This window comes from Actibacterium mucosum KCTC 23349 (assembly GCF_000647975.1).
GTDB lineage: Bacteria > Pseudomonadota > Alphaproteobacteria > Rhodobacterales > Rhodobacteraceae > Actibacterium > Actibacterium mucosum.
On record NZ_JFKE01000007.1, the window covers coordinates 50681 to 68989 of the forward strand.

Annotated in this window: 19 protein-coding genes; 9 read left to right on the top strand and 10 right to left on the bottom strand. The window is 61.5% G+C overall.

The genetic code is table 11. The features are described from left to right. Window positions 1-21: 21 nt before the first annotated feature. The gene (gene uvrA, locus ACMU_RS15380; RefSeq protein WP_035261234.1) at window positions 22-2943 is read left to right on the top strand and encodes an excinuclease ABC subunit UvrA; all 2922 of its coding nucleotides are present in this window, start codon (window positions 22-24) and stop codon (window positions 2941-2943) included. 204 nt (window positions 2944-3147) lie between these two features. Beyond that, window positions 3148-3852, top strand: coding sequence for a head GIN domain-containing protein (locus ACMU_RS15385; protein WP_035261236.1), 705 nt, complete (start codon window positions 3148-3150; stop codon window positions 3850-3852). Here ACMU_RS15385 and mmsB read toward each other — a convergent pair. From mmsB to ACMU_RS15410, 5 genes are all read right to left on the bottom strand, one after another. Next, on the bottom strand, window positions 3849-4721 hold the full coding sequence (gene mmsB / locus ACMU_RS15390) for a 3-hydroxyisobutyrate dehydrogenase (RefSeq protein WP_035261238.1): 873 nt from the start codon (window positions 4719-4721) through the stop codon (window positions 3849-3851). The genes ACMU_RS15385 and mmsB overlap by 4 nt on opposite strands. Continuing rightward, entirely contained in the window at window positions 4718-5761 is a 1044-nt protein-coding gene (locus ACMU_RS15395; RefSeq protein WP_035261241.1) for an enoyl-CoA hydratase/isomerase family protein, read from the bottom strand. The genes mmsB and ACMU_RS15395 overlap by 4 nt, the downstream gene beginning before the upstream one ends. After that, window positions 5758-6903 (bottom strand): acyl-CoA dehydrogenase family protein, encoded by a 1146-nt coding sequence (locus tag ACMU_RS15400; RefSeq protein WP_035261242.1) that lies wholly within the window; start codon window positions 6901-6903, stop codon window positions 5758-5760. Before ACMU_RS15400 ends, ACMU_RS15395 begins: the two co-directional genes overlap by 4 nt. Before the next feature lie 97 nt (window positions 6904-7000). Beyond that, the gene (locus tag ACMU_RS15405; RefSeq protein ID WP_035261244.1) at window positions 7001-7564 is read right to left on the bottom strand and encodes a L,D-transpeptidase; all 564 of its coding nucleotides are present in this window, start codon (window positions 7562-7564) and stop codon (window positions 7001-7003) included. Window positions 7565-7714: 150 nt separating this feature from the next. Continuing rightward, on the bottom strand, window positions 7715-9214 hold the full coding sequence (locus ACMU_RS15410; RefSeq protein WP_035261246.1) for a CoA-acylating methylmalonate-semialdehyde dehydrogenase: 1500 nt from the start codon (window positions 9212-9214) through the stop codon (window positions 7715-7717). Window positions 9215-9323: 109 nt separating this feature from the next. Between ACMU_RS15410 and ACMU_RS15415 the strand changes: the two genes are divergently transcribed. The 4 genes from ACMU_RS15415 (at window position 9324) to ACMU_RS15430 (ending at window position 11751) form a co-directional block, all read left to right on the top strand. Further along, complete coding sequence (locus ACMU_RS15415) at window positions 9324-10220, top strand: LysR family transcriptional regulator (RefSeq protein ID WP_035261249.1); 897 nt, start codon at window positions 9324-9326, stop codon at window positions 10218-10220. A gap of 70 nt (window positions 10221-10290) precedes the next feature. After that, window positions 10291-10725 carry a CBS domain-containing protein gene (locus tag ACMU_RS15420; RefSeq protein ID WP_035261252.1) on the top strand — a complete coding sequence of 145 codons (435 nt, stop codon included), beginning with the start codon at window positions 10291-10293 and terminating at the stop codon, window positions 10723-10725. 67 nt (window positions 10726-10792) lie between these two features. Then, window positions 10793-11287, top strand: a complete 495-nt coding sequence (gene coaD / locus ACMU_RS15425) for a pantetheine-phosphate adenylyltransferase (protein WP_035261254.1) — start codon at window positions 10793-10795, stop codon at window positions 11285-11287. Beyond that, window positions 11284-11751, top strand: coding sequence for a GNAT family N-acetyltransferase (locus tag ACMU_RS15430; RefSeq protein WP_236626280.1), 468 nt, complete (start codon window positions 11284-11286; stop codon window positions 11749-11751). Before coaD ends, ACMU_RS15430 begins: the two co-directional genes overlap by 4 nt. Here the strand turns inward: ACMU_RS15430 and ACMU_RS19605 are convergent. Together ACMU_RS19605 and gap are read right to left on the bottom strand one after the other, a co-directional pair. Next, the gene (locus tag ACMU_RS19605) at window positions 11748-11891 is read right to left on the bottom strand and encodes a hypothetical protein (RefSeq protein ID WP_035261257.1); all 144 of its coding nucleotides are present in this window, start codon (window positions 11889-11891) and stop codon (window positions 11748-11750) included. The two genes, ACMU_RS15430 and ACMU_RS19605, sit on opposite strands and share 4 nt — an antisense overlap. 60 nt (window positions 11892-11951) lie before the next feature. Beyond that, window positions 11952-12956, bottom strand: a complete 1005-nt coding sequence (gene gap / locus ACMU_RS15440) for a type I glyceraldehyde-3-phosphate dehydrogenase (protein WP_035261260.1) — start codon at window positions 12954-12956, stop codon at window positions 11952-11954. Window positions 12957-13181: 225 nt separating this feature from the next. On the opposite strand from gap, the gene ACMU_RS15445 reads away from it, so the two are divergent. Further along, window positions 13182-14285: a THUMP domain-containing class I SAM-dependent RNA methyltransferase gene (locus ACMU_RS15445; protein ID WP_035261262.1), complete on the top strand. Its 1104-nt coding sequence runs from the start codon at window positions 13182-13184 to the stop codon at window positions 14283-14285. A gap of 50 nt (window positions 14286-14335) precedes the next feature. Here the strand turns inward: ACMU_RS15445 and tkt are convergent, their stop codons facing one another. Next, the gene (gene tkt, locus ACMU_RS15450) at window positions 14336-16351 is read right to left on the bottom strand and encodes a transketolase (protein WP_035261264.1); all 2016 of its coding nucleotides are present in this window, start codon (window positions 16349-16351) and stop codon (window positions 14336-14338) included. A 197-nt stretch (window positions 16352-16548) separates the two neighbouring features. Here tkt and ACMU_RS15455 point away from each other — a divergent pair, with 197 nt between their 5' ends. Next, a complete protein-coding gene (locus tag ACMU_RS15455) occupies window positions 16549-17046 on the top strand; it encodes a hypothetical protein (protein WP_035261266.1) in 498 nt (165 codons plus the stop codon). Then, window positions 17039-17434: a cell division protein ZapA gene (locus ACMU_RS15460; RefSeq protein WP_035261268.1), complete on the top strand. Its 396-nt coding sequence runs from the start codon at window positions 17039-17041 to the stop codon at window positions 17432-17434. The genes ACMU_RS15455 and ACMU_RS15460 overlap by 8 nt, the downstream gene beginning before the upstream one ends. A 76-nt stretch (window positions 17435-17510) precedes the next feature. Here ACMU_RS15460 and grxD read toward each other — a convergent pair whose 3' ends face one another. Both grxD and ACMU_RS15470 read right to left on the bottom strand, forming a co-directional pair. After that, window positions 17511-17873 carry a Grx4 family monothiol glutaredoxin gene (gene grxD, locus ACMU_RS15465; RefSeq protein WP_035261271.1) on the bottom strand — a complete coding sequence of 121 codons (363 nt, stop codon included), beginning with the start codon at window positions 17871-17873 and terminating at the stop codon, window positions 17511-17513. Window positions 17874-18043: 170 nt separating this feature from the next. After that, window positions 18044-18286: a BolA family protein gene (locus ACMU_RS15470; RefSeq protein WP_035261274.1), complete on the bottom strand. Its 243-nt coding sequence runs from the start codon at window positions 18284-18286 to the stop codon at window positions 18044-18046. Window positions 18287-18309: the final 23 nt, after the last annotated feature.

An 18309-nucleotide genomic window follows, 5' to 3' on the forward strand; every position in this document is an offset into this window, starting at 1 on the left:
AATTGTGTCCGAGGTGGGTTGATGGCCGAGCTGAAGAAGATCGAAGTGCGCGGCGCGCGCGAGCATAATCTGCAAAATGTCGACGTGGATATTCCCCGGGACGAGCTTGTGGTGATCACCGGTCTGTCGGGTTCGGGCAAGTCCTCGCTGGCCTTTGACACGATCTATGCCGAGGGGCAGCGGCGCTATGTCGAAAGCCTCAGCGCCTATGCCCGGCAGTTCCTTGATATGATGGAAAAGCCGGATGTGGACCACATCAGCGGGCTCAGCCCGGCGATTTCCATCGAACAGAAAACCACGTCGAAGAACCCGCGTTCTACCGTTGGCACGGTGACCGAGATCTATGACTATATGCGGCTTCTGTTTGCCCGCGTCGGCACGCCTTATTCGCCGGCCACCGGCCTGCCGATCGAGGCGCAGCAGGTCCAGGATATGGTGGACCGCGTGATGGCGATGGACGAGGGCACGCGTGCCTATCTACTGGCTCCCATCGTGCGGGATCGCAAAGGCGAATATCGCAAGGAATTCATCGAGTTACGAAAGCAGGGCTTTCAACGCGTCAAGGTGGATGGCGAATTTCACGAACTGGAAACCCCACCCGAGCTGGACAAGAAATACCGCCACGATATCGACGTGGTGGTGGACCGGATTGTGGTGCGCGAAGGTCTGGAAACGCGCCTTGCTGACAGCCTGCGCACCGCGCTGGACCTGGCCGACGGTATCGCCATTCTCGAAACCGTGCCGCGGGCGGGCTCATCGGACGCTGACGCGCCCTCTTCGCCGGGCGAGAAGGGCCCGCAAGGGTCCGACGAGCCATTCCGCATCACCTTCAGCGAAAATTTCGCCTGCCCGGTCAGCGGTTTCACCATCCCCGAGATCGAACCCCGCCTGTTCTCGTTCAACGCGCCCTTCGGCGCTTGCCCGGCCTGCGACGGGCTGGGCAAAGAGCTGTTCTTTGACGAACGCCTCGTCGTCCCTGACGCCACCATCACCATCTATGACGGTGCGCTGGCCCCCTGGCGCAAGGGCAAATCGCCCTATTTCAAACAAACCATCGAGGCCATGGCCCGCCATTACGAATTCGACAAGAACACCCCGTGGAAAGACCTTCCTGCCCACGTCCAACAGGTGTTCCTGCACGGTACCGGCGATGAAGAGATCAAGTTCCGCTATGACGAAGGCGGCCGCGTTTACGAGGTGACCCGCCCCTTCGAAGGCGTCATTCCCAACATGGAACGCCGCTATCGCGAAACCGACAGCAACTGGGTGCGCGAGGAGTTCGAACGCTATCAGAACAACCGCCCCTGCGGCACCTGCGACGGCTACCGCCTGCGGCCAGAGGCACTGGCGGTGAAAATCGCCGGGTTGCATGTGGGGCAGGTGGTCGAGATGTCGATCCGCGATGCGCTGGCCTGGTGCGACACCGTCCCCGACAGCCTGACCGCCCAGAAAAACGAAATCGCCCGCGCCATCCTGAAAGAGATCCGCGAGCGTTTGGGCTTTCTCAACAATGTCGGCCTCGAATACCTGACCCTGTCGCGCTCCTCGGGCACGCTATCGGGCGGCGAAAGCCAGCGAATCCGGCTGGCCAGCCAGATCGGCAGCGGCCTGACCGGTGTGCTCTACGTGCTCGACGAACCGTCAATCGGGCTGCACCAGCGCGACAATGGCCGCCTGCTGACCACGCTGAAAAACCTGCGCGATCAGGGCAATACGGTGATTGTCGTGGAACATGACGAGGAAGCCATCCGCGAGGCCGATTATGTCTTTGACCTTGGCCCCGGCGCCGGGGTGCATGGCGGCAAAGTTGTCTCGCAGGGCACACCCGCGCAGGTGGCCGCCGATGCGGGCTCGGTCACCGGGCAATACCTGTCGGGCACGCGCGAAATCGCGGTGCCCGCCGAGCGCCGTCCGGGCAAGGGCAAAGCTGTGCGCGTGGTCAAGGCCAGCGGCAACAACCTGCAGGACGTGACCGTCGATTTCCCGCTGGGGCAGTTTGTCTGCGTGACCGGCGTGTCAGGCGGCGGCAAGTCGACGCTGACCATTGAAACCTTGTTCAAAACCGCCTCGATGCGGCTGAACGGCGCGCGGCAGACGCCTGCGCCCTGCGAAACCATCGAAGGGTTGGAGCATCTGGACAAGGTCATCGATATCGACCAGCGGCCCATCGGCCGCACGCCGCGCTCGAACCCGGCCACCTATACCGGCGCCTTCACGCCGATCCGCGAATGGTTCGCCAACCTGCCCGAGGCCAAGACCCGCGGCTATAAACCCGGCCGGTTCAGTTTCAACGTCAAAGGTGGCCGGTGCGAGGCCTGCCAGGGTGACGGCGTGCTGAAGGTCGAGATGCACTTTCTGCCCGACGTCTATGTCACCTGCGAAACCTGCAACGGCGCGCGGTATAACCGCGAAACGATGGAGATTCGGTTCAAGGGCAAATCCATCGCCGACGTTCTGGATATGACCGTGGAAGACGCGCAGGAGTTCTTTAAGGCCGTGCCGTCCATTCGCGAAAAAATGGATGCGCTGATGCGGGTCGGTCTGGGCTATATCAAGGTCGGGCAGCAGGCAACGACCCTGTCGGGCGGCGAGGCGCAGCGGGTGAAACTGTCCAAGGAACTCAGCCGCCGCTCCACCGGTCGCACGCTTTACATCTTGGACGAGCCGACGACGGGCCTGCATTTCGAAGACGTGCGCAAACTGCTCGAAGTGCTGCACGAGCTGGTGGACCAGGGCAACACCGTGGTGGTGATTGAACACAATCTCGACGTGATCAAAACCGCCGACCACATCATCGATATCGGTCCCGAGGGCGGCGATGGCGGCGGCACCGTGGTGGCCACCGGCACGCCCGAAGAAGTGGCCGAGGTCGCCGCCAGCCACACCGGGCGCTATCTCAAAGAGATCCTTGCTACCGCCAAATCCAGGGTCGCGGCAGAGTAGGGGCACACCCTTTCTCAACCCGACATGTTGGCCAGCCACGTGCGTGCAGTTGTCGCCGGGAAATCTGTGGCTTCTAAACCTTTGCTGCCGCTGAAAAGTTTAAAATTCGGCGACGATGATCTGGCGAAAGTTTAAAAACCACTTGAATGTAAATGCGTGTTACATATGTAATGAGTATTAACATAACTGATTCACGAGGACAGCATGACACGCGACATTTTCGCCCTGATGGGGGCCCTGGTCGTTGGCACAACCGCGCCGTTGGTGGCGTCTGATCGCCACTTGGACATCAAGGATTTCACCGAGGTTTCGGTTCGCGGCGGGGTCGCCGTCGACATTGTCGCAGGCGATGAATTCCACATTGACGTTGACGTTTCGCGGCGCAGCCTTGCCCGGAACCTGAACATCCGCAAACGCGGTGACACGCTGATTATCGAACGCGAACGGGGCTGGAGCCTGTTCATGCTGGGTATGACCGATCGCTACCATGTCACTGTTTCCATGCCGGAACTGGCCGGCATCAATGCCGGTGCCGGGTCCGACGTGGATGTGCGCGCAACCTACGCCGACACCGTGGAAATCAGCGCGTCGAGCGGGGCCTATGTCGATCTGGCCGCCGTCATCGCGCAGGACGTGGCGCTGCGCGCGTCGTCGGGGGCAAATATTGACGTTGCCGGGACCTGCACCCACGTTTCGGCCCGCGCGTCGAGCGGCGCGAATATCGATGCCGAAGAGCTGCGATGCCAAACCGCATCGGCCCGCGTGTCCAGCGGTGCGGATATCGACCTTTATGCCAGCGAAACAGCCGAGGGGCGCGCCTCGAGCGGCGGCGATATCGACATCCACGGGCCGGCGCGTCTGCTGGATGTGTCGGAAAGCTCGGGCGGCGACGTGTCGACCCGCGGCTAACCGCGCCCGCGCTTTTCGAACCGGGGCAGCATGGCACTGAAATCGGTGCCGGCCCCGTTCTCGGCCTCGACGAATTGCTGGTATAGCGCGGTGGCCAACTGGCCCATCGGCGTATCGGCATCGGCGCTGTCTGCCGCTTGCTGTGACAGGCGCAAATCCTTCAGCATCAGGTCCGACGCAAAGCCCGGCGCATAGCCATTATCGGCGGGCGATTGCGGGCCCACGCCCGGGGCGGGGCAATAGGCGTTCATCGTCCAGCTGTAACCCGACGAGGTGCTGACCACGTCGAACATCTTTTGCCGGTCCAGCCCCAATTTGTCAGCCAAAGCAAAGGCTTCGCAGGTGGCGATCATGGTGACGCCCAGGATCATGTTGTTACAGATCTTGGCGGCCTGGCCGGCGCCGCTGTCACCACAATGCACGGCTTTCTGGCCCATGATGTCAAAAAGCGGCTCGGCCGTGGCAAAGGCATCCGCCGTACCGCCCACCATAAAGGTCAGCGTACCCGCCGCCGCGCCGCCAACGCCGCCCGATACCGGCGCATCCAGCGCGCCCAGCCCGGCCGCCGCAGCCTGTTCGGCCACCGCACGCGCGCTGTCCACATCCACGGTCGAGCAATCGCACAGCACCGCGCCCGGCCCCATGGCCGGAAGGATGTCGGCGGCCACGGCGCGCAGGATGGCGCCATTGGGCAGCATGGTAATCACCACCTCGGCCCCGGTCGCGGCCTCGGCCGCGCTGGCAGCCTGCGCCACGCCTTCGGGCATTGGCGCGGCCAGGTCAAACCCGGCAACCGCGTGCCCGGCAGCGGCCAGATTGGCGGCCATCGGCCCGCCCATATTGCCCAACCCGATAAACCCGATCTTCATTGCGCGTCCTCCCATACCAGTTCATTGGCGCCCAGCGGCATCAGCATCGTTGTGACCAGCATGCCGGGCACAGCCGATGCATCGCTGTGCGACCATTTCGGTGCGCGGTCTTTGTCGATAATGGCCGCACGCACACCTTCCAGAAAGTCCGATTTCTCCAGCGCACGATAGGTGAACCGGAACTCCTGACTTAATGCAGCCTGAATCGTGTCGATCCCGCGCAGGCGGTGCAGCATCTCGACCGTGCAGGCCATCGACAGGGGGCTGCCTTTCGCCAATTGGTCACGGGCCAGCGCGGCAACATCCGAGGTATCATGGGCCAGTGCCCGCAGGATATCGGCAATCGTTTCGCCACCAAAATTGCGGTCGATATCGGCCTGCATGGCGGCCAGTTTCCCATCGGGCGGCGCCGTGGCGGCGCGGTCTACCGCCTGCCAATCGCCGGTTTCTTCCAGCGTGGCGATCAGTGCCGGCCAGTTGTCTTTGGGCACGTAATAGTCAGCAAAGCCCGCCAAAATGGCGTCCGCAGGCCCCATGCGGAATCCGGTGGTGCCCAGGTATTCGCCCAACCGCCCCGGCGCGCGCGACAACAGCAACGTGCCGCCCACATCGGGGATCAGGCCGATGCCGCATTCGGGCATCGACAGGCGCGAGCTGTCGCAGACCACACGGTGGCTGCCATGGCACCCGATGCCAACCCCGCCGCCCATGGTAAAGCCCTGCATCAGGCTGACCACCGGTTTGGGAAAGGTGAACATCTTGGCGTTCATCCGGTATTCGTCGCGCCAGAACCGGCGGCCATAGTCATAGTCGCCGGCCGTGCCGGTTTTATAGATCTCCGCGATATCACCGCCGGCACAAAACGCCTTGTCGCCCTCGGCATCCATGACGATCAGTTTCACGCGGTCATCGCCGGCCCAGGCGTCCAGAGCGGCCTCGATCGCCATCGCCATGTCATAGCTCAGCGCGTTCAGCGCCTTGGGGCGGGTCAGGGTGATCCGGCCCGCATGGCCGGTGATGCGGATGTCGATATCGCTCATGCGCGGTCGGCCAGCAGCGCGCGGCTGATGATCAGGCGCATGATTTCATTGGTGCCTTCCAGGATCTGGTGCACGCGCAGGTCGCGCACGATCTTCTCGATCCCGTAATCGGCCAGATAGCCATAGCCGCCATGCAGTTGCAGGCAGTCATTGGCCACCTCGAATGCGCGGTCGGTCACGTAAAGCTTGGCCATGGCGCAGAATTTCGACGCATCCGGAGCCTTGGTGTCATATTTCCACGCCGCCTGCCGCAGAAAAATGCGCGCGGTCTGCAGCTTGACCTCGTTATCGGCCAGCCGGAATTGCAGCGCCTGGAACTGGTCGATGGGCCGGCCAAAGGCCTTGCGTTCGCCCATATAGGTCAGCGTCGCGTCCAGCGCCGCCTGCGCGCCGCCAAGGGCGCTGGCGGCAATGTTCAGCCGCCCGCCATCCAGACCCGCCATTGCATAGGTGAACCCCTGGCCCTCTTCCCCCAGCAGGTTGTCGGCAGGGATGCGGCAATCATCCATCTGAACCTGGCTGGTGGGCTGCGCGCGCCAACCCATCTTGGCCTCCAGCGCGCCAAAACTCAGCCCCGGCGTGCCGTCCTCGACAATTACGGTGGAAATTCCCTTGGGCCCGTCCTGGCCTGTCCGGCACATCACCACATAGGCGTCCGAATAGGACCCGCCCGAGATGAACGCCTTGGTCCCGTTCAGCGTATAGCCATCATTGGTGCGTTCGGCGCGGGTGCGCAGGGCGGCGGCGTCTGATCCCGACCCGGGTTCGGTCAGGCAATAGGAATACACTTTCTGCATGCTGCACAGATCGGGCAGCCATTTCGCCTTGTTCTCGGGCGTGCCAAACGTGTCGATCATGCCGCCGCACATATTGTGGATCGACAGAAACGACCCGACAGCGGGGCAGGACATCGCCAAGGCCTCAAAAATCAGCGTCGCGTCCGTTCGCGATAGGCCGGTGCCGCCATGCTCTTCCGAGACATACAGCCCGCCCAGCCCAAGTTCGGCCAATTTAGGCCAAAGGTCGCGCGGGATGGTGCCCTGGCGTTCCCATTCGGCGGCGTGCGGGGCAATCTCGTCGGCGCCAAAGGCGCGCGCCATGTCGAAGATTGCCGATTGCTCTTCGGACAGTGCAAAATCCATGGGCGGCCCTCCCAGCCGATCAGAATTGAACGCGTGTTAAATTCCGACGGATAGGGGCAATATGCAAGCCCGGATTTTGCAAGCCCGCTTTGCGCGATCAGATCAGGCGTACCTGCGTTCCGATGGGAACAAGCGCAAACAGCTCTTCGATCTTCTCGTTGTAAAGGCCGATACAGCCCGACGACGACCGCCGCCCGATTTTACGCGTGTCATGGGTGCCGTGGATCAGATAGGCGGGCCATCCAAGGTACATTGCATGGGTGCCCAGTGGGTTGCCCGGCCCGGGTTCCATGAAGGTGGGCAAGGTGGGGTCCTCGGCGCGCATGCTGGGGGTGGGGGTCCAGCTGGGTCCAACCTTTTTGCGCACCACCTCGGTATAGCCCCGTTTGGTCAGATCTTCGGTCCGTGGCACCGATGTTGGGTAAAGGCGGTAGTCGGCGCCGTCGCCGCTCCAGAAATGCAGCGCACGCGAGATCGTGTCGGCCACAATCGTCGCCTTGCCCAAAGTGTCAAAATGATCGCGCCAGTCAACCGGCTTAAAGCCCGAGATGTTGTGGCGTGCAGTGGCAGGTGCGGTTTGTGCGCGCGTGGTGGCGGGCAGGACCAGACCTGCGGCAGCGACGGCCACAAAGGCGCGGCGGGTCAGGGGGGAACGGGTCATGGGGGCTCTTCCTCACAGGGTTTTGCCAATTCTCTGCGCGTTTCGGCCTGTTCTGACCAGACCTGTCGCCTTCACGATCCCGTGCGTCACATTCGCGTGAACGAAAACGGCCGGGCACAAGGCCCAGCCGCTGCGAAAGACTGTGGAGGATCAGTCCATCTGTTTGAAGTTGAACTCTCCACCTTCCTTGATGCCCGAGGGCCAGCGCGAGGTGACGGTTTTGGTACGCGTATAGAACCGGAAGGCGTCAGGCCCGTGCTGGTTCAGATCGCCAAAGCCCGATTTCTTCCAACCGCCAAAGGTGTGATAGGCCAGCGGCACGGGGATCGGCACGTTCACGCCAACCATGCCGATATTGATCCGGCTGGCAAAGTCACGCGCGGTGTCGCCGTCGCGGGTGTAGATCGCGGTGCCGTTGCCATATTCGTGGTCCATGGCCAGCCCGATCGCTTCTTCGTATGAACCCGCGCGCACCTGGCTGAGGACGGGGCCAAAGATCTCGGTCTTGTAGATGTCCATGTCGGGCGTCACGCGGTCAAACAGGTGCGGGCCAACAAAGAACCCATCCTCGTAGCCTTGCAGGCTGAAATCGCGGCCATCGACCACAAGGTCGGCGCCCTGATCCACGCCCGACTGCACCAGCCGCAGGATGTTCTCTTTGGCGGCGCCGGTGACAACTGGGCCGTAATCCACGTCATTGCCGGCGGTATAGGGGCCAACCTTCAGCTTTTCGATGCGCGGGATCAGTTTTTCAACCAGCGCATCGGCGGTTTCCTCGCCCACGGGCACGGCGACCGAGATCGCCATGCAGCGTTCGCCCGCCGCACCATACCCGGCACCAACCAGCGCATCGGCGGCTTGGTCCAGATCGGCATCGGGCATGATGATCATGTGGTTCTTGGCGCCGCCAAAGCACTGGCAGCGTTTGCCGTTCGCTGTTGAGCGGCTGTAGATATATTGCGCGATGGGGGTGGAGCCGACAAAGCCCACCGCCTGAATGGTGTCATTGTCCAGGATGGCGTCGACGGCTTCCTTGTCGCCATTGACCACCTGCAGGATGCCATCGGGCAGACCGGCCTCTTTCATCAACTCGGCCAGCATCAGCGGCACCGAGGGGTCGCGTTCGCTGGGCTTCAGGATGAAGGCGTTGCCGCAGGCAATCGCGGGGGCAAATTTCCACATCGGGATCATGGCGGGGAAGTTGAACGGCGTGATGCCGGCCACAACACCCAGCGGCTGACGCATCGAATACATGTCGATGCCGGGGCCGGCGCTGTCGGTGAATTCCCCTTTCAGCAGGTGCGGCGCGCCGATGCAGAACTCGGCCACTTCCAGCCCGCGCTGAACATCGCCCTTGGCGTCGGGGATGGTTTTGCCGTGCTCGCGGCTCAGTGCCTCGGCCAGCTTGTCCATGTCGCGGTTCAGCAGATCGACAAACCGCATCAACACGCGGGCGCGGCGCTGCGGGTTGGTGGCGGCCCATTTGGGTTGTGCCGCGGCGGCCTTGGCGATGATCGCGTCGACCTCGTCCTTGCTGGCCAGCGGTACACGCGCCTGCACCTCACCGGTGGCGGGGTTAAAGACGTCGGCGAAGCGGCCCGAAACGCCAGCAACCAATTCGCCGTCCACGTAATGCGTCAGTTCTTGCATCGTATCCTCCACGAAACTCGAGTTCGCAGTCAGAATACTCTTGCATTTTTGCCCTGAACAGAAGCAGTTTAGAAAAAACGCTTTGCAAAAATACAGGGGGAGAGCAGGGGTGCCGAACTGGGATGATTTGCGCGTGTTTCTGGCCGTGGCGCGGGCGCAAAGCCTGTCAGGTGCGGGTCGGGGGCTGAAAATGGATCCGGCGACCGTGGGGCGGCGCATACAGCGGCTGGAAGAGGACGTGAACGCGGTTCTTTTCACAAAGTCCCCGCAAGGCTACAACCTGACAGCTGATGGCGAGCAATTCCTTGTGCGCACCGAACAGGCCGAGCAGGCCATCACCCTCGCAACCGAAGAAAGCCGCGATGAACGGGGCAAACTGTCGGGCACGGTGCGGATCGGTGCCACGGATGGCTGTGCCAATTTCTTGCTGCCTAAGGTGGTAACCGAAATCTGTGACCGAAATCCGGGGTTGGACGTCCAAATCGTTGTGCAGCCCCGCGTGGTGAACCTGAACAAGCGCGAGGCCGATATGGCCATCGCCGTCAGCCCGCCAGAAACCGGGCGCCTGACGGTGCAAAAGATTACCGACTACAAGCTTCACCTCGCGGCATCTCGCAGATACCTGAAACTAAACCCCGAGATTGAGACGCTTGAGGACCTAAAGGGCCACAAGATTGTCGGATACATCCCTGACATGATATTTGACAAAGAACTGAACTATGCGGCGGCCACAGGCGTGGACGAGCCCGAGTTTGCCTCGAACTCGGTTGCGGTGCAGTTGAACTTTCTGCGGCAGAATGCAGGGGTTGGCGTGCTGCATGATTTTATCTGGCCTTACGCACCGAACCTGCGTCGCATCCTGCCGGATACGTTTGAACTGACGCGCAGTTTCTTTCTTGTCCGCCATGCCGATGACCGCCGGGTCGAACGGCTGACCCGGTTCGCGGGTGAGCTGGTGGAAGGGCTGCGTGCAGAAGTCGCGCGATTGGAGGCGCACCAGACTTGACACAAACCCGTGATCGGCGCGACGCTGGAGTGACCGACTAAAAAGGAATAACAACCACGGAGGATGCCCCATGAAAGTTCAGCAGATCCTGAAGGATAAACCTTCGGAAGGGATTGTGAGCGTTGCCCCAACCGACAGCGTGAAGGCGGCGGCAGAGCTTTTATCGGCGCATCGAATAGGCTGCGTGGTGGTATCGGGTGATGGACAGGCCCTGGATGGGATCCTGTCCGAGCGCGATATTGTGCGCGAACTGGGCCGGGTTGGCGAAAGCTGCCTGGATCAGGAAGTGTCCACGCTAATGACGGCCAAGGTCGTGGGCTGCGCGCCCGGAGACACGACAGACGAGATTCTGCAAAAAATGACCGACGGGCGTTTCCGCCACATGCCGGTGCTGGAAGATGGGCAAATGCTGGGCCTGATCTCGATCGGGGATGTGGTCAAGGCCCGCCTTTCCGAACTGTCGATGGAAAAAGACGCGCTGCAGGGCATGATCATGGGTCACTAGGCCCAAATGGCCCTTGCAAAACCCGGCGCAATAATGTTGCTGTGCCTCTGAATACGGAGGCACAATCATGCGCATCGGCTTATATCCCGGCACCTTCGATCCCGTCACACGGGGCCACACAGATATCATTCAGCGTGCGTCCAGTCTGGTGGACCAACTGGTGATCGGCGTGGCGATCAACCGCGACAAGGGTCCGTTGTTTTCGTTGGAAGAACGTGTGGCCATGGTCGAGGCAGAATGCGAAGCAATGTCGACCCGCACCAGTTGTTCCTTCGTGGTCCATCCGTTCGAGAACCTGCTGATCGACTGTGCCCGCGATGTCGGTGCTTCGGTCATTGTGCGCGGTCTTCGCGCCGTGGCCGATTTCGAATATGAATTTCAGATGGTTGGCATGAATCGCGTGCTGAACAGTGACGTGGAAACTGTTTTCCTGATGGCGGACACCAAGCATCAGGCCATTGCATCGAAGCTGGTCAAGGAAATCGCGCGTTTGGGCGGGGACGTGTCGGAATTTGTGTCACCGGATGTGCAATCGGCCTTGTTGCGCAAGCTGGGCCGTTGAACGGTCTGCAGCAACTGTCAGCCAGCAGTACAAATGTACCGGATACGCTAAGGCTGATCCGCGACAGCTTTGCCTTCATGGATGGCCGCGTCGACCCGCCATCCTCTGCCCATCTTCTAACGCTGGAAACCCTGCGCCAACAATGCATCAAGGCCGAGGTTTGGGTGACAGGTGACCCGGTGATTGGCTGTATGTTCCTGACACCGCGGGCACAGGTCCTTTACCTCGGGAAACTGGCGGTCGCGCAAATTGCGCGCGGACAGGGCATTGCGCATGCATTGGTGGACCACGCAGTGTACCGCGCGGCGCAAATGAAATTGCCCGCCGTCGAACTGCAGACGCGGATCGAGCTGGTTGAAAACCATCGGACCTTTGCCCGAATGGGGTTCGTGAAAACAGGGGAAACCAGCCACGCAGGTTATGACCGCGTCACCTCGATCACCATGCAAAGGGCCGTGGCTTAGCGCCAGAATTTCAGCCAATCCACCAGTTCGACAAACTTGCGGGCCAGAAAGAGGCTGTAGACGCCCTCGTTCAGCACAAGATCAGCGCCGATCAATCCGGCAATGACAAGAAAGAAGATCGCGGCGGTGCGGTTGCTCATCTGCTCTATCCTGTTTTCCCAACAGGTCTAAGGCAGAACGCCCCGCACCACCAGCAACAATCAGTGCAGCAAACGGCCCATCGTGGCGGCAACATCGGCCATGCGGCACGAGAAACCCCATTCATTGTCATACCAAGCCAGCACGCGCACGGTGCGCCCACCAATCACCTTGGTCTGATCCGGCGCAAAGATGGAGCTGTGCGGGGTGTGGTTGAAATCGATCGAGACCTTGGGCTCGGGATCATATGCCATGACCATACCCATGTGACCGGCGGCGGCTTCGCGGACCACCTCGTTCACGTCGTCGACGGTGACATCCTTGCCGGCCTCAAATGTCAGATCCACGGCCGAGACATTCGGTGTCGGCACGCGCAGCGCTGTGCCGTCCAGCTTGCCCGACAGCTCCGGCAGCACTTCACCCAGGGCCTTGGCCGCCCCGGTCGAGGTTGGGATCATCGCCATGGCCGCGGCGCGTGCGCGGTACAGGTCCTTGTGGCGGCGGTCCAGTGTCGGCTGATCTCCGGTGTACGAATGCACCGTGGTCATGATGCCGCGTTCGATGCCGATGGCTTCGTTCAGCACTTTGGCAAGCGGTGCCAGGCAGTTGGTGGTGCACGACCCGTTCGACACCATCGTTTCACCGGCAATCAGATCGCGGTGGTTCACGCCGTAAACAACCGTGCGGTCTACGTTTTTCGCCGGAGCCGAGATAAGGACCGATTTCGCGCCCTGTTCCAGATGTACCTTCGACTTTTCGCCGTCATTGAACTTGCCGGTGCATTCCAGCACGACGTCGCAACCTGACCAGTCCAGCTCGGTTGGGTCGTAGGTCGAGAAAACCTCCATCGGGCCACGGCCCAGATCCAAGGAGTTGCCATCAACTTTGACGTCGCCGGCAAACCGACCGTGCACACTGTCGTAGCGCAGCAAATGCGCATTGGTTTCAATGGGGCCGGTGGCGTTGATTTTGACAACCTGCACGTCATTGCGCGCCGCCTCGGCGATATGCGCCAACGTGCAGCGCCCGATCCGACCAAAGCCGTTGATGCCCAAGGTAACCGTCATGCCCGCCGCTCCTGTTTCTGCGCCTGCGAATTAGCGCTTTGATACGGGGGTGACGGCTGCGGGGGAAGGGAAAAGGTGCTACGAATCAGTATGTTAACGCCAACTGATAACGCTAAACGCAGCTGTTCGCGGCTGCTTGCGCTAACGCGAAACACCGTTAGCGCCGGACATGTCCCGCGGCGAATTGGGGTCGATCCCGGGGGGATTCGCCGATATGCAGTGGCGATGAACGATGACGTGATGGAAGTGTTCCTGGCCTGTGCGCCCGGATTGGAGGCGACCCTTGCCGATGAGGCGCGCGCAGCAGGCTTTGTATCACCCAAGGCTGTGGCTGGCGGGGTCGAAACGCGCGGCAACTGGCCCGAGGTTTGGCGCGCAAACCTGACCTTGCGCGGCGCGGCGCGGGTGATCGTGCGCATTGGTGGTTTTCCGGTATTCCATCTGGCTCAACTGGACAAGCGGTCGCACAAGTTTCCGTGGGCGGACCACCTGCGCCGTGAGGTTCCGGTAAAGGTCGAGGTGACATGCCGCAAATCCAAAATCTATCACGCCGGCGCTGCCGCCCAGCGAATTGAAACCGCGCTAAAAGACACCCTCGGTGCAGAGATAAGCGCCGAGGCGCCTGTCCGATTGCTCGCCCGGATCGAAGCAAACTATTGCACGTTCAGTCTGGACAGTTCCGGCGAGCCACTCCATCGGCGTGGCCACAAGGTGGCTGTGAACAAAGCCCCGATGCGCGAAACAATGGCGGCAATGTTCCTGCGCGAATGTGGGTTCCGTGGCGACGAGCCGGTGCTGGACCCGATGTGCGGATCGGGCACTTTTGTGCTGGAGGCTGCCGAGATTGCCGCAGGGCTCGATCCCGGACGCAGCCGTGACTTTGGGTTTCAGAAGCTTGCAGGTTTTGACGATGTCGCGTGGCAATCCATGCGCGTGGCAAATCCCCATGACACGCCATTCCGGTTTTTCGGATCAGATCGTGACCAGGGCGCGGTGCAGATGGCGCAGAAGAATGCGGAACGCGCTGCCGTTTCCACCTTGTGTGATTTTCAAACCCGACCCATCAGCGAGATTGCGCCGCCAACTGACCAGCGTGGCCTTGTCATCGTGAATCCACCTTACGGCGGGCGCATTGGCAACAAGAACCAGCTTTTTTCTCTATATGGGGCATTGGGCAAGGTGCTGCGCGAGCGGTTTTCCGGCTGGCGCGTGGGAATTGTGACGGCCGAGGCAGGATTGGCGCGTGCGACGGGGTTGAACCTTTCGTCGGGACCGTTCGTGGCACATGGAAGCCTGAAAGTGAAACTGCATCAATCAGGCCCATTGTGAAAAGCCCCACACAATGTGCGGGGCTTTTTGCAAGGCTTTGATGGGCTGGCTTACAGCAACGCCTCGGCTTTTTCAGCCACGGCTTCGGCGGTGATGCCAAATTTCTCGTATAGCTCGCTGGCCGGTGCCGAAGCGCCGAAACTGTCCATGCCGACGAAGGCGGCCTTGGTCTCGCGACCCCGCTCGCCCAACAGCCATTGGTCCCAGCCCTGACGTACACCGGCCTCGACCCCGACGCGCACGGCGCCCGATGGCAGAATGCGCTTGCGATAGGCTTCGTCCTGCGCGGCGAACAGCTCCATGCAGGGCATGGAAACCACGCGTGTGCCAATCTCTTTGGCTTGCAGGATGTCGCGGGCCTTCAGAGCGATCTCAACCTCGGAGCCTGTGGCAATCAGAATCACGCGGCGTTTGCCCTCGGCCTCGGCCAGGGTATAAGCGCCAAACGCGGTCAGGTTCTTGGTCTTGTGCTCGGTCCGCACGGTCGGCAGGCCCTGACGCGACAGGGCCATGACGGCAGGGGTGCTGGTTGACGACATGGCCAGTTCCCACGCCTCAGCCGTCTCAACCGCATCCGCAGGGCGGAAGACATGGGTGTTTGGCGTCGAACGGCTGATGGCCAGATGCTCGACCGGCTGGTGGGTCGGGCCGTCTTCGCCCAGACCAATCGAGTCATGTGTCATCACATAGGTCACCGGCACACCCATCAGCGCCGACAGACGCATCGACGGGCGGGCATAATCGGTAAAGCACATGAAGGTGCCGCCATAAGGGCGAACGCCACCGTGCAAGGCCATACCGTTCATGGCCGCGGCCATGCCGTGTTCACGAATGCCATAATAGACGTAACGCCCTTTGCGGTTTTCCGGCTCGAACGTGCCCAGATCGGCGGTTTTGGTGTTGTTCGATCCGGTCAAGTCGGCCGAGCCGCCCACGGTTTCGCCAAGCACGGGGTTGATCACGGCCAGCGCCATTTCGCTGGCCTTGCGGGTGGCCACCTTGGGCTGATCCTCGGAGATCTGCTTTTTCAGCGCCCGCACTTTCGAGGCCAGGTTCTTCGGCGTTTCCTTGGCATAGGCGCGCAGGAAATCCTTTTGCTTGCCGGCGGGCAGGGTGGCGAAGCGTGCCTCCCAATCGGCCCGTTCGGCTGAGCCGCGGGCGCCGATGGCCTCCCACGCCGCTTTCACATCTGCCGGGATTTCGAACGCTGCGTGATCCCAGCCATAGGCGGCCTTGGTGTCGGCCACCACTTGCGGGTCCGTCAGCGCGCCGTGGCCCTTGGAGGTGTCCTGCGCGGCAGAGCCCAAAGCGATATGCGTGCGGCAGGCCACCATGGCCGGTTTGCGGGACCGCTTGGCCTCGGTGATGGCGCGGTCGATATCCTCGGGGTCGTGGCCGTCGCATTCGCAGACATACCAGCCCGACGCCTTGAAACGGGCCACCTGATCGGTGCGGTCGGCAATGTCGACCGTGCCGTCGATGGTGATACCGTTATTGTCCCACAACACGATCAGGCGCGACAATTCCTGCCGTCCGGCCAGCGCGATGGCCTCTTGGCTGACACCCTCCATCAGGCAACCGTCGCCGGCGATGACGTAGGTGTGGTGATCCACAACCTTGCGGCCGAACCGGGCGCGCTGGATCTCTTCGGCCATGGCGAATCCCACGGCGTTGGCGATGCCTTGGCCAAGGGGGCCTGTGGTGGTCTCGATCCCTTTGGCGTGGCCGTATTCGGGGTGCCCGGCGGTGATCGCGCCCCATTGGCGGAAGTTCTTGATCTGCTCGATCGTCATGTCTTCATAGCCGGTCAGATGCAGCAGCGAATACAACAACATCGACCCATGGCCTGCCGACAGGATGAACCGGTCGCGGTCGGCCCAATCGGGTGCTGAGGCGTCAAACTTCAGGTGTTTCTCGAACAGAACGGTGGCCACGTCGGCCATACCCATCGGCATGCCGGAATGGCCAGAATTGGCGGCGGCAACGGCGTCCAGCGTCAGTGTGCGGATGGCGCAGGCCTTGGCCCAATGTTCAGGGTTTGCCTTGGCAAGTTCGGTGAGTGTCACGGGGCATGGTCCTTCTAGTTCGGGTCACCGGGGTGATAGGCAGCGCTTGACCCAAGATCAAGCAGGGGTGCACCGCTAATCCGGGGAAAAGGTGGGCAATTCGCCACGGGCTTGGGTAATATCGCTTTTAGAACAGGGAATTTCCCGATTCGCGGCCTTACAAGGCAAAGAATGAAAAGATCGGAACGGGCAGACGTATGAGCGATATTTCTGAGTTTGAGCAGCGGATCACGGCAGCGTTAAAGCGCATCGGGCAGGGCATGGACGCGCTGAGCGCTGCGCCGGAAACGCCCGAAACGGCCGAGGTTGACACCGATGCCCTGGCGGCTGCGCAAGAGGCGTTGGAAGCTGAAAAGATGGCCAACGCCCAGCTGGAAGAACGCGTCAAAGCGATCCGCGAGAAACAAGACAGCCAGGTGGCGAACCTCGAACGCGAAGTTGCCCACCTGCGCGTGCGTAACGACGAGGTCGAGGCCGAAATTGCCGGCCTGAAAGCGGTCACCGCCAAACTGCGTCGCCTGAACCAGGCCCTGCGCGCCGCCAATGCCGAAGGTGTCGGTGATGCCGAGCTAATCAACCAGTCGCTGCAGACCGAACTGGACGCGCTGGCCACGCTGCGTGACGGTGACCGTGCCGAGATCGACGCGGTGCTGGCCACAATCGAACCGTTGGCCCAAGGAGAGCAGAATGCCTGAGGTACAAATCACCATTGGCGGTCGCAGCTTTGAAGTGGCCTGTCAGGAGGGCGAAGAAAGCTTTCTGCAAGCGGCGGCATCGTTGCTGGACGCCGAAGCGTCTGTACTGGTCGACCAGATTGGCCGATTGCCCGAGAGCCGCTTGTTGCTGATGTCAGGGCTGATGCTGGCCGACAAGACGGCCGGGTTGGAAGAACGCCTGCGCGCGGTTCAAAACGAACTGGAAAACACAAAATCCGATCTGGCCGCTTTGCGCGATCAGCCCGCGCCGGAACCGGAACGGGTCGAGGTTCCGGTCATTCCGCAAAGCGTCTTCGACAGTATGGCCGAGCTTGCCGCGCGCAGCGAAGCCCTGGCCGAAGCCATGGAAGAGCAGGTCGCAAGCTAAGCAATGCTTTAGAAAACCAAAGCCCCGCTCTGTCGAGAACAGGGCGGGGCTTTGCATCTTGGTGTGTCGAAAAAAATCAGGCGTTGGCTTCGCGGATCTTGTCTGCGGCTTCCTTGTCATAGGCCACCTCGTTCTGGTCAAACAGTTGATCCAGCTCGCCCGACAGCGTCATCTCGGTCACGATATCGCAGCCGCCCACGAACTCGCCATTCACGTAAAGCTGCGGGATGGTCGGCCAGTCGCTGAAATCCTTGATGCCCTGACGGATGGCGTCATCGGCCAGAACGTTCACATCGGCAAACTCGACCCCCATAAAGTTCAGAACGCCGGCCACGCGCTGCGAGAACCCGCATTGCGGCATGTCCTTGGTGCCTTTCATGAAAAGCACAACGTTGTTGGCGGCGATGGTCTCGCTGATTTGGGTCGGGGCGTCAGTCATATCATTCTCCGTTTCCACGCACGGCGGCGAAGCTTTCGTTCAACCCGCCAGAACCGCGGGCCATATTTCATCAGTTTTCGCGTTTCGCAAACCACGACCGCGAAAAAGTGGCAAACATCCACGGCCAGGTTGATCAGCTTTTACAGCACCCAACCAACCGGCTCGTCCATCTATTCGGGCGCCTTGGTTGTCAGAGCCAGCGCATGAAGGGCGCCATTGCTACCGGCTAGTTCTTCTTTCAGCGCGGCGTAGACGGCGCGCTGTTGCTGGACGCGGTTCATCCCGCGAAAGGCCTCGTCCACCACCTCGGCGGCCCAGTGGTTACCGTCGCCAGCCAGATCGGTGATCGTGATCTTGGCGTCGGGAAAGGCCGCGCGGATGCGGTCTTCGATGTCCTGGGCTTGCATTGGCATGAGGGGTTCCTTGTCCTGTCTGC

Excerpts from the sequence above, each read along its gene's own strand:
- uvrA (WP_035261234.1), top strand. The coding sequence starts at position 22 with ATGGCCGAGCTGAAGAAGATCGAAGTGCGCGGCGCGCGCGAGCATAAT.
- ACMU_RS15385 (WP_035261236.1), top strand. The coding sequence starts at position 3,148 with ATGACACGCGACATTTTCGCCCTGATGGGGGCCCTGGTCGTTGGCACA.
- mmsB (WP_035261238.1), bottom strand. The coding sequence starts at position 4,721 with ATGAAGATCGGGTTTATCGGGTTGGGCAATATGGGCGGGCCGATGGCC.
- ACMU_RS15395 (WP_035261241.1), bottom strand. The coding sequence starts at position 5,761 with ATGAGCGATATCGACATCCGCATCACCGGCCATGCGGGCCGGATCACC.
- ACMU_RS15400 (WP_035261242.1), bottom strand. The coding sequence starts at position 6,903 with ATGGATTTTGCACTGTCCGAAGAGCAATCGGCAATCTTCGACATGGCG.
- ACMU_RS15405 (WP_035261244.1), bottom strand. The coding sequence starts at position 7,564 with ATGACCCGTTCCCCCCTGACCCGCCGCGCCTTTGTGGCCGTCGCTGCC.
- ACMU_RS15410 (WP_035261246.1), bottom strand. The coding sequence starts at position 9,214 with ATGCAAGAACTGACGCATTACGTGGACGGCGAATTGGTTGCTGGCGTT.
- ACMU_RS15420 (WP_035261252.1), top strand. The coding sequence starts at position 10,291 with ATGAAAGTTCAGCAGATCCTGAAGGATAAACCTTCGGAAGGGATTGTG.
- coaD (WP_035261254.1), top strand. The coding sequence starts at position 10,793 with ATGCGCATCGGCTTATATCCCGGCACCTTCGATCCCGTCACACGGGGC.
- ACMU_RS19605 (WP_035261257.1), bottom strand. The coding sequence starts at position 11,891 with ATGAGCAACCGCACCGCCGCGATCTTCTTTCTTGTCATTGCCGGATTG.
- gap (WP_035261260.1), bottom strand. The coding sequence starts at position 12,956 with ATGACGGTTACCTTGGGCATCAACGGCTTTGGTCGGATCGGGCGCTGC.
- ACMU_RS15445 (WP_035261262.1), top strand. The coding sequence starts at position 13,182 with ATGAACGATGACGTGATGGAAGTGTTCCTGGCCTGTGCGCCCGGATTG.
- ACMU_RS15455 (WP_035261266.1), top strand. The coding sequence starts at position 16,549 with ATGAGCGATATTTCTGAGTTTGAGCAGCGGATCACGGCAGCGTTAAAG.
- ACMU_RS15460 (WP_035261268.1), top strand. The coding sequence starts at position 17,039 with ATGCCTGAGGTACAAATCACCATTGGCGGTCGCAGCTTTGAAGTGGCC.
- grxD (WP_035261271.1), bottom strand. The coding sequence starts at position 17,873 with ATGACTGACGCCCCGACCCAAATCAGCGAGACCATCGCCGCCAACAAC.
- ACMU_RS15470 (WP_035261274.1), bottom strand. The coding sequence starts at position 18,286 with ATGCCAATGCAAGCCCAGGACATCGAAGACCGCATCCGCGCGGCCTTT.